Genomic DNA, 9,374 nt, shown 5'->3' with positions numbered 1-9,374 from the left:
ACGACGTGCGGCGGCTCGAGATCGCCCGCGGCGTGGTGGGTCGTGACGTCGGCATCGCGGTCGACGCCAACCAGCGCTGGGACGTGCCGGACGCGATCGAGTGGATGCGCGCGCTGACGCCCTACGACGTCGCCTGGATCGAGGAGCCCACGAATCCCGACGACGTGCTCGGCCACGCGGCGATCGCCCGCGGGGTGGCGCCCATCCCGGTCGCCACCGGCGAGCACATGGCCAACCGCGTGATGTTCAAGCAGTTCCTGCAGGCGGAGGGGCTGCAGGTCCTCCAGATGGACGCGACGCGCGTGGCCGGCGTCAACGAGAACGTCGCGATCCTGTTGCTGGCCGCCAAGTTCGGCGTTCCGGTGTGCCCGCACGCCGGCGGGGTAGGCCTGTGCGAGCTGGTGCAGCACCTGTCCATGTTCGATTTCGTGGCGGTGTCCGGGTCCATGGACAATCGGGTCATCGAGTACGTGGACCATCTGCACGAGCACTTTCTGGACCCGGTGATCATCCGGCGCGGCCACTATGTCGTGCCGACCGCACCGGGCTTCAGCGCGTCGATGCGGCCGCAGACCCTGGCCAGCTACGCGTATCCCGATGGTCCCGTGTGGACGGAGGAGGATACAACATGACCGAGTTCGACGGCTTGGCGGCCGTGGTGACCGGCGGCGGCTCGGGCATCGGGCTGGCCACCGCAACACTGTTGGCGCAGCGTGGGGCCCGGGTGGCCTGCCTGGATCTCGACCCGGCCGCCGCGACCGACCCGTTACTGGGCCTGACCGCCGACGTGCGCGACGACGAGTCGGTGCGTGCGGCGGTGGATACCGCCGCCGAGCGGCTCGGCGGGATCGACATCCTGGTCAACAACGCCGGAATCGGCGCGCAGGGCACGGTCGAGGACAACCCGGATGAGGAATGGCGGCGGGTGTTCGAGGTGAACGTGCTCGGCATCGTCCGGACCACCCGGGCCGCCCTGCCGCACCTGCGCGCCTCCCGCGCCGCGGCGGTGGTGAACACCTGCTCGATCGCGGCCACCGCGGGGTTGCCCAACCGCGCGCTGTACAGCGCCACCAAGGGCGCCGTGCTGTCCCTGACCATGGCCATGGCCACCGACCACGTGGCCGAGGGCATCAGGGTCAACTGCGTCAACCCAGGCACCGCGGACACCCCGTGGGTGCGCAGGCTGCTGGACGCGACCGACGATCCGGACGGCGAACTGGCCGCACTGCGGGCCCGGCAGCCCATGGGGCGCCTGGTGTCCGCGGCCGAGGTGGCGGCGGCCATCGCGTACCTGGCGAGCCCGCTCGCCGGGGCGACCACCGGCACCGCGCTCGCGGTGGACGGCGGCATGCAGGGCCTGCGCCCGCGGCCCAAGACCTGAAATCCTTCCCAGTCCCCATCGAATCGAGGGCGATCAATGAAGATGACCCGGGTTGCAGTGCTGGCCATGGCGTTAGCGCTCACGATCGGCGCGTGCAGCAAGGACGATCCCGGCTCGGGCGGCACGCCCGCCCAGGGCGGCGGTTCGATCGGCGTGGATCTGCCGCGTGCCGACTCCGACTTCTGGAACGCCTACGCCGACTACGTTCCGGCCAAGGCCGGCGAGGTGGGCGTGCAGCTCAACGGGCCGACCAACTCGCAGAACGACATCCAGAAGCTGATCGGCAACGTGGACAGCCTGGTCGCGCAGGGCGCCAAGGCCCTTGTGATCGCCCCGCAGGACACCGGCGCCATCGGTCCGAAGCTGGATGAGCTGTCCGGCAAGGGAATCCCGGTGGTCAGTGTGGACACCCGGCCGGACACCGGGAAGATCTTCATGGTGGTCCGGGCGGACAACCGGGCCTACGGTCAGAAGGCGTGCGAGTTCCTCGGTCAGAAGCTGAACGGCACCGGTAAGGTGATCGAGTTCCAGGGCGCGCTGTCCTCGATCAACGGCCGGGACCGGTCCGAGTCCTTCAAGGAGTGCATGACCAGCAAGTTCCCCGGCATCACGGTGTTCGAGGAGCCGACCGACTGGGAGGGCGCCAAGGCGCAGGCGGCGCTGGAGACCCGGCTGTCCACCGATCCGGACATCAAGGGCATCTACATGCAGGCCGGCGGCGTGTTCCTCGACCCGACCCTGCAGGTGCTCAAGCAGCGCGGGCTGCTGGTTCCGCCGACCGATCCCAAGCACATCTTCGTGGTGTCCAACGACGGCATCCCGCAGGAGTTCGACGCCATCCGCAAGGGCGAGATCGACGCCACCGTCTCCCAGCCGGCCGACAAGTACGCGGAGTTCGGCCTGTACTGGGCGAAGCAGGCGCTGGCCGGGGTGACCCCGAAGGAGGGCCCGTCCGACCACGGCAGCACGATCATCAAGCTGCCCAACGGGTTCGAGGACCAGCTGGCCGCTCCCCTTGTCACCAAGGACAACGTGGACGACCAGTCGCTATGGGGCAACAAGAGCTCGTGACGGCACCGGTCGTCGAGGCGATCGGTGTCGCGAAGCGGTTCGGTCCCACCGTGGCGCTGGCCGACGGGAACCTGTCGGTCAGCGCTGGTGAGACGCACGCCCTGGTCGGTCGGAACGGAGCCGGAAAGTCAACTCTGGTCGCGGTGCTGACCGGCCTGCTGCGACCGGACGCCGGCGAGGTGCGGTTCGCCGGTCGGCCCGCTCCCCCGCTGGCCGACCGCGCGGCCTGGCGGTCGCTGGTGGCCTGTGTGTACCAGAAGCCGTCCGTGGTGGCCGACCTCTCGGTGGCGGAGAACCTGTTCCTGAACCGGCAGCCGCGCGGAAGGTTCGGTCTGCTGTCCCGGCCGGCGCTGCGCCGGCAGGCCACCGAACTGCTGGAGTCCTGGGCGATCCCGGTGAATCCGGAGCTGCCGGCCGGGCAGCTCACCGTGGAGCAGCGGCAGCTGGTGGAGATCGCCGGCGCGCTCTCGCTCGGCGCCCGGTTCGTGATCCTGGACGAGCCCACCGCGCAGCTCGAGGGCGCCGCGATCGCCCGGCTGTTCGACCGGCTGCGCGACCTGCGCGAGCAGGGCGTTACGTTCGTGTTCATCTCCCACCACCTTCCGGAGATCTACCAGATCTGCCAGCGGGTCACGGTGTTCCGCGACGCCCGGCACGTGCTGACCGCGCCGGTCGGCGAGCTGCGCGAGGAGGAGCTGGTGGCGGCCATGGTCGGCGAGGCGCGCGGGCTGGTCCGGGTCGGCGCGGACCGGCCGGCGGTGGGCTCGGACGCCGATCCGGTGCTGGAGCTGACCGGCGTCGGGGTGCCCGGCTTCGTCGAGCACGTCGACCTGACCGTGCGGCGCGGCGAGATCGTCGGCGTGGCCGGGTCGGCGGCCAGCGGAAAGCGGCAGCTCGCCGAGGCGCTGGCCGGGCTGCGTCCGCGGACCGGCGAGGTGCGGCTGGCCGGTCGCCGGGTGCCGGCGGCCAACGTGCCGGCCGCGCTGCGCGCCGGGATCGGTTACCTGCCAGGGGATCGCAACGTGGACGGGTTCGTGCCCGGGCTGTCGGTGGCGGAGAACGCGACGATGACGATCGCCGGGAACCTCGGCCCAGCCGGCACCGTGCTGCCCGGGCGGCGGGATGCCGTGGCCCGCAGGCTGATCGCGGACCTGGAGGTGCACACCGCCGGGCCGCACCAGCCGGTTTCCGAGCTGTCCGGCGGAAACTCGCAGAAGGTGGTGATGGCCAGGGCGCTGGCCAGCGACCCGCGGGTGCTGGTCCTGGTCGCGCCGACCGCGGGCGTGGACGTGCGGTCCAAGGAGTCGTTGCTCGGCGCGGTGGACCGGGAGACCCGCGCACAGCGCGGCGCGCTGCTCGTCTCCGACGAGCTCGCCGACCTGTGCGTGTGCGACCGGGTCGTGGTGATGGCCGGTGGCCGGGTGATCGCCGAGCATCCGCGTGGTTGGGACGAGGCCGACCTGGTGGCCGAGATCGAAGGAATCGGGCGATGACGGAGACTTCCACGACCACCGGACCCGAGGCCCCGGCGCTGCCGGCGGCCGGACCCGGGCGCGGCCGGCCGCGGCTGGCCCGGCTGCGCGACCTGGCGCTGATCCCGCCGATCGTGGCGCTGCTGGTGTACGGCTACGTCACCAATCCGGACGTGTTCCTGACCAAGTCGTACTTCGTCGACTCGGTGCTGAAGAACCTGGCGCCGCTGGCGCTGGTGGTGCTGGCCGAGGCGCTGGTGCTGATCGTCGGCAAGTTCGACCTGTCCCTGGAGTCGGTGGTCGGCATCGCGCCCGCGATCGCGGTGTTCATGGTGGTGGGCAAGACCTCCGCGCTCGGGGCGCCGTGGCCGGCGTGGACCGTGTTGCCGGTGGCGCTGGTGTTCGGGGCGCTGGTCGGCGTGTTCAACGGCCTGCTGATCGTGCGGTTCAAGCTGTCCGCGTTCATCGTCACGCTGGCCATGCTGATCACGTTGCGCGGCCTGCAGCTCACCATCGTCGGCGGTGCCACGATGTCCAACCTGGCCAAGCAGATCCCGTTGCTGGACAACCTGGCCAACCTCAGGTTCGCCGGTGTGCCGGTGGCCATCTGGATCGTCGCGATCCTGTTCACGGCCGGGATTCTGGTGCTCGGCTACACCCGGGTGGGCCGCTCGCTGTATGCGGTCGGCGGCAACCCGGCGGCGGCGCGGGCGGCCGGCATCCGGGTGGACCGGGTGATCTGGATGACGTTCGTGGCGGCCGGGTTGCTCGCGGCGCTTGCCGGTCTGATGCTGTCCGCACAGCTCGGCTCGGTGGCCGCCAGCCAGGGTGAAGGCATGATCTTCCAGGTGTTCGCGGCGGCGGTGATCGGCGGGATCAGCCTGGAGGGCGGCAAGGGCTCGCTGTTCGGCGCGCTGTGCGGGGTGCTGCTGCTCGGCCTGATCCAGGCGGTGCTCACCCTGGCCCAGGTGCCCGGCGAGCAGATCCAGGCGGTGTACGGCCTGGTGATCCTGGTGGCGCTGGTACTGGCCCGGCTGACCACCGGAAAGGCGCAGGACTAGGGAGGCGTTGCGGTGCAACGGATCGCTCTGCACACCCGGATCAAACCCGGGCGTGAGGCGGACTACGACCGGGTGCACGCGGTGATCCCGGCCGAGCTGGACGCGGCACTGCGCGCGGCCGGCGTGCACAGCTGGGAGATCTGGCGGGACGGCCGCGACCTGTTCCATCTGGTCGAGGTGGAGGACTACCGGGCCATGCGGCGCGCGCTGGCCGATCATCCGGCGAACGTGCCGTGGCAGGCCAGGATGGCCGAACTGTTGGAGATCCAGGACGATTACTCCGGCGACGACCTCGGGATCGGTAAAGTATGGGAGCTGCCGTGACACCTGGGCTGGGATTCGGCGGCGCGGTGATCGGTGGGCTGCACCAGTGGGTGGACGAGGAGACCGCGCTGGCCGCCGTGAACGCGGCCTGGTCGCTGGGTGTCCGGTTCTTCGACACCGCCCCGCACTACGGCCTCGGGTTGTCCGAACGGCGGCTCGGTGCGGCGCTGGCCGGGCGGCCGCGGTCGGAGTACGTGCTGTGCACCAAGGTCGGCCGGGTGCTGGTGCCGAGCCCGGAGTCGGCCGGGCGGCGCGACGAGAGCTTCGACGTGCCTGCGGACCACCGGCGGGTGTGGGACTTCAGCGCGGCCGGGGTGCGCCGCAGCCTGGAGTCCAGTGTGGACAGACTGGGCGTCGACCGGGTGGACATCGTGCTGCTGCACGACCCGGACGACCACTGGGAGCAGGCGATCGGCGAGGCCTACCCGGCGCTGCATGAGCTGCGCGATCAGGGTGTGGTCGGCGCGATCGGGGCCGGGATGAACCAGTGGCAGATGCTCCAACGGTTCGTCGCCGAGACCGACCTGGACACGGTGATGCTGGCCGGCCGGTACACGCTGCTGGAGCAGACCGCGCTGGACAGCATGCTGCCAATGTGCGTGCGCCGTGGCGTGTCCGTGCTGGCCGCCGGGGTGTTCAACAGCGGGCTGCTCGCGGTCGACCGGCCGGGCCCCGGCGCCACCTACGACTACACGACCGCGCCACCGGAGCTGCGCGAGCGGGCGCTGCGGATCGGCGAGGTGTGCGCGGCGCATGGGGTTTCCGTTCCGCAGGCGGCGATGGCGTTCGCCGCCGCGCATCCGGCGGTGGCACAGGTCGTGGTCGGGATCCGCACGGCCGAGCAGATGCGGGCCAACGCCGAGCTGTTCCGGCGGCCGGTTCCGCCCGGCCTGTGGCCGGACCTGGTGGCCGCGGGACTGCTCCGCGCGGACGCGCCGGTGCCATGATCGTCGACGCGCACCACCACCTCTGGGACCCGGCGCGGCGGGTGTACCCGTGGCTGACCGGGCTGGCCGCGATCCAGCGGCGGTACACGCTGGACGACCTGCGCGCGGCGGCCGGGCCGGAGGTGACCGCGACGGTGCTGGTGCAGACCGTGTCCTCGGTGGCCGAAACCGCGGAGTTCCTGGCCACCGCAAGGGAAAGCGGCGGGCTGGTGGTCGGGGTGATCGGCTGGGTGGACCTGTCCGCCGCGGATCTCCGGGTGCCGGATGGCCCGCTGGTCGGTGTCCGGCACCAGGTCGAGGACGAGCCGGATCCGGACTGGTTGCTGCGTCCCGATGTCGGCCGCGGTCTGCGCCGGCTGGCCGGGGCCGGGCTGGTCTACGACCTGCTGGTGCGGGCCGCACAGCGCGACGCCGCGCTGGCCGTGGCCCGGCAGGTGCCGGAGTTGGCGTTCGTGCTCGACCACGCCGGCAAGCCGGGGATCGCCGGCGGCGAGTGGGAGCCGTGGGCGTCCTGGGTCACCGAGCTGGCGCGGCTGCCGAACGTGACGTGCAAGCTGTCCGGGCTGGTCACCGAGGCATCCTGGTCGTCCTGGGCCGTGGCCGACATCCGGCCCTACGCCGAGCACGTGCTGGACCGGTTCGGCGCGGACCGGGTGATGTTCGGTTCGGACTGGCCGGTGTGCGAGTTGGCCGGCGGCTACCGCGCGGTGCGCGCGCTGACCGCCGAGCTGCTCGCCGGGGCCTCGGCGGCGGAGCGGGCGGCCGTGCTCGGCGGCACGGCGACCCGGGTCTACCTGAGCTGAGCGCCCGCGTCGACCAGGGTGCTGCGCAGCCAGTGCTCGACCCCGGCGATGTGCACGGTGGCCCAGGACCGGGCCACCTCGGGTTGGCGGGCCTCGATGGCGTCGCAGATCGCGGCGTGCTGCTCGCGGGTCTTGTCGACCGCGCCCTCCTGGGTGAGGCCGCGCCAGATCCGGGCCCGGGTGGTCGGCCCGGACAGCCCGTCGAGCAGGGAGCACAGCACGGTGTTGCCCGAGCCGAGGGCGATCCGCCGGTGAAACTCCAGGTCGTTGGCCACCAGCGCTTCGATGGTCGGGGCGTCGTCGAGTGCCTCGAGCACCCGGCGCAGGTCGGCGACCTCCACGTCGGCCATGCGGGCCGCGGCCATCGCGGTAGCGGCCGGCTCCAGGATGCGGCGCACTTCGAGGAACTCGAGCACGGTGTCGTCGCGGTGGAAGTCGACCACGAAGCTCATCGCGTCCAGCAGCAGGTTGGGCTCCAGGCTGGTCACATAGGTGCCGTCGCCTTGCCGCACGTCAAGCACGCGAATGAGGGACAACGCCTTCACCGCTTCGCGCAGCGAGTTGCGGGACAGGCCCAACCGCTCGGCGAGGTCGTTCTCCTTGGGCAGCCGGTCGCCCGGGCCCAGCTCACCGGTGACGATCATGGCCTTGATCTTCTCGATGGCCTCGTCGGTGACAGGCACGGCAGGTCCTCTCGTTATCGCGACTGCGGTAGCCGCACCGACCCCCGTTTGACCGCCGGCGCCGACGGCGGCGGGACGACCGGACCGATGTCCCCGTCCGGGGCCTGGTCAAGATCGACGATCACCGGCGCATGATCGCTCGGGCCGGTCCCCTTGCGCGCGTGCCGGTCCACCCACGCCGCCCGCACCCGCCCGGCCACCGGCGCACTCGCCAGCACCAGGTCGATCCGCATTCCCAGATCCTTGTGGAACATCCCCGCCCGGTAATCCCAATAGGTGAACACCCGCTCACCCGGCCACCGCTCCCGCACCACATCGTGCAAGCCCAGTTCCTGTAATCCGGCCAGCGCCGCCCGCTCCGGCCCGGTCACGTGCGTCTGCCCGATGTAGGCGTCCGGGTCGAACACGTCCGCGTCCGTCGGCGCGATGTTCATGTCCCCGCACAGCAGGACGTCCCGCGGCCCCGCCCCGACCACCTCACGCAACGCCCCCAACCACGCCAGCTTGTACCGGTAGTGATCGGAGTCCGGCACCCGCCCGTTCGGCACGTACAACGAGTGCACCCGCACCCCACCACACGTCGCCGCGACCGCCCGCGCCTCCGGCTCGGGAAACCCCGGCGCCCCCTCCACCCCCAGCGTCACATCCTCAAGGCCCACCCGCGACAAGATCGCCACCCCGTTCCACTGCACCTCCCCGTGCAGCGCGACCTCGTACCCCCGCTCCCCCAACTCCGCCCCCAACAGCTCGCGAAAGGCGTCGTCGGAAACCTTCGTCTCCTGCAGACACACCACATCCGGCCGGCGCTGATCCAACCACGGCAACAGCCGCCCCACCCGCTGCTTCACCGAGTTCACGTTCCACGTAGCAACCCGCACCCCCCAACCCTATTCGGGCCCCGAACAACAAGACGCACGGGCAGCGCGACAGAGCGACAGAAGAAGAGAGAGGGAGAGAGGGAGGAAGGAAGAGGGCCAAGTTAAGGACGGCCCAGAGCAAAGGTGAGAACAACGGCCCAGGAACACCCAAGTGCACAACCGACCACGCGGGGGGGTCCGGGGGCCTGCCCCCGGCCGGGGGTCTGGGGGCTTGGCCCCCAGAAAATACGCGACACGCCCCGTCCGCGCTTTCCGCGGACAGGGCATGCCTGCGTGGAGGTGCCGGGAATCGAACCCGGGTCCTCTGCCGCCTTGTCAGGGCTTCTCCGTGCGCAGTTCACCTTGTCTCTACTCGGCCCCACCGGTCACGTGAACAAGCCGGTGTGACGGGCCCAGCCGCTGTGGGTGTCCCGCCGTGGATCCGCGGCCGATCCGCGGCGGTAAGCCTCCTAGCTGATGCCGGCGAACCGGGTCGGAGGCGAACCCGGGCCGACAGACATCACGCTCGCTTAGGCAGCGAGGGCGACGTCGCGCTGACTTGTAGTCTTGGCGCTTATTGGTTTGCGGCGACGCTTGAGGTGGTCTCTCGCCTGCACCTGCACGCTTCCCCTGGCTCAACGTCCAGAGTCGAAACCGTTCACCCCCTTGTTGTGGGTCAGTCCACCAAGGATAACGCCCGGGCGCGCCCGGCTCATTCCGGTTAGGTGGGGCTAGCCCTACCTCCGGCATACCGGCCCACCCCATGGTCGTTCGC

10 protein-coding genes and 1 other RNA gene are annotated in these 9,374 nt (G+C 71.1%); 8 read left to right on the top strand and 3 right to left on the bottom strand.

Features of this window, described 5'->3' with window-relative positions:
- From VFV67_RS30035 to VFV67_RS30000, 8 genes are all read left to right on the top strand, one after another.
- Positions 1-632: enolase C-terminal domain-like protein (locus VFV67_RS30035; RefSeq protein WP_326474051.1), on the top strand; the 632-nt coding region annotated here is incomplete at its 5' end.
- Positions 629-1,381, top strand: coding sequence for an SDR family oxidoreductase (locus VFV67_RS30030; RefSeq protein WP_326474050.1), 753 nt, complete (start codon positions 629-631; stop codon positions 1,379-1,381). The genes VFV67_RS30035 and VFV67_RS30030, both read left to right, overlap by 4 nt.
- 42 nt (positions 1,382-1,423) lie before the next feature.
- Positions 1,424-2,452: a sugar ABC transporter substrate-binding protein gene (locus VFV67_RS30025; RefSeq protein ID WP_326474049.1), complete on the top strand. Its 1,029-nt coding sequence runs from the start codon at positions 1,424-1,426 to the stop codon at positions 2,450-2,452.
- Positions 2,449-3,945: a sugar ABC transporter ATP-binding protein gene (locus tag VFV67_RS30020; RefSeq protein WP_414636375.1), complete on the top strand. Its 1,497-nt coding sequence runs from the start codon at positions 2,449-2,451 to the stop codon at positions 3,943-3,945. The genes VFV67_RS30025 and VFV67_RS30020 overlap by 4 nt, the downstream gene beginning before the upstream one ends.
- Entirely contained in the window at positions 3,942-4,985 is a 1,044-nt protein-coding gene (locus VFV67_RS30015; RefSeq protein ID WP_326474047.1) for an ABC transporter permease, read from the top strand. The genes VFV67_RS30020 and VFV67_RS30015 overlap by 4 nt, the downstream gene beginning before the upstream one ends.
- Before the next feature lie 12 nt (positions 4,986-4,997).
- Positions 4,998-5,309, top strand: coding sequence for an L-rhamnose mutarotase (locus VFV67_RS30010; protein WP_326474046.1), 312 nt, complete (start codon positions 4,998-5,000; stop codon positions 5,307-5,309).
- Complete coding sequence (locus tag VFV67_RS30005; RefSeq protein ID WP_326474045.1) at positions 5,294-6,256, top strand: aldo/keto reductase; 963 nt, start codon at positions 5,294-5,296, stop codon at positions 6,254-6,256. The genes VFV67_RS30010 and VFV67_RS30005 overlap by 16 nt, the downstream gene beginning before the upstream one ends.
- Entirely contained in the window at positions 6,256-7,059 is an 804-nt protein-coding gene (locus VFV67_RS30000; protein WP_326474053.1) for an amidohydrolase family protein, read from the top strand. The genes VFV67_RS30005 and VFV67_RS30000 overlap by 1 nt, the downstream gene beginning before the upstream one ends.
- Here the strand turns inward: VFV67_RS30000 and VFV67_RS29995 are convergent.
- From VFV67_RS29995 to ssrA, 3 genes are all read right to left on the bottom strand, one after another.
- Positions 7,047-7,742 carry a FadR/GntR family transcriptional regulator gene (locus VFV67_RS29995; RefSeq protein ID WP_326474044.1) on the bottom strand — a complete coding sequence of 232 codons (696 nt, stop codon included), beginning with the start codon at positions 7,740-7,742 and terminating at the stop codon, positions 7,047-7,049. The genes VFV67_RS30000 and VFV67_RS29995 overlap by 13 nt on opposite strands.
- Before the next feature lie 14 nt (positions 7,743-7,756).
- On the bottom strand, positions 7,757-8,620 hold the full coding sequence (locus VFV67_RS29990) for an exodeoxyribonuclease III (protein ID WP_326474043.1): 864 nt from the start codon (positions 8,618-8,620) through the stop codon (positions 7,757-7,759).
- Positions 8,621-8,891: 271 nt separating this feature from the next.
- Positions 8,892-9,265, bottom strand: a transfer-messenger RNA (tmRNA) gene (ssrA, locus tag VFV67_RS29985).
- Between the last annotated feature and the right edge of the window lie 109 nt (positions 9,266-9,374).

The organism is Actinophytocola sp., from assembly GCF_035762905.1.
In the GTDB taxonomy this organism is placed as follows: Bacteria; Actinomycetota; Actinomycetes; order Mycobacteriales; family Pseudonocardiaceae; genus DASYTH01.
Note: the sequence above shows the minus strand (reverse complement) of the source record. Positions and strands in the feature narration are given on the sequence as shown.

Coding starts and splice junctions, on each gene's coding strand:
- VFV67_RS30030 (WP_326474050.1), top strand. CDS start 629: ATGACCGAGTTCGACGGCTTGGCGGCCGTGGTGACCGGCGGCGGCTCG.
- VFV67_RS30025 (WP_326474049.1), top strand. CDS start 1,424: ATGACCCGGGTTGCAGTGCTGGCCATGGCGTTAGCGCTCACGATCGGC.
- VFV67_RS30005 (WP_326474045.1), top strand. CDS start 5,294: ATGGGAGCTGCCGTGACACCTGGGCTGGGATTCGGCGGCGCGGTGATC.
- VFV67_RS30015 (WP_326474047.1), top strand. CDS start 3,942: ATGACGGAGACTTCCACGACCACCGGACCCGAGGCCCCGGCGCTGCCG.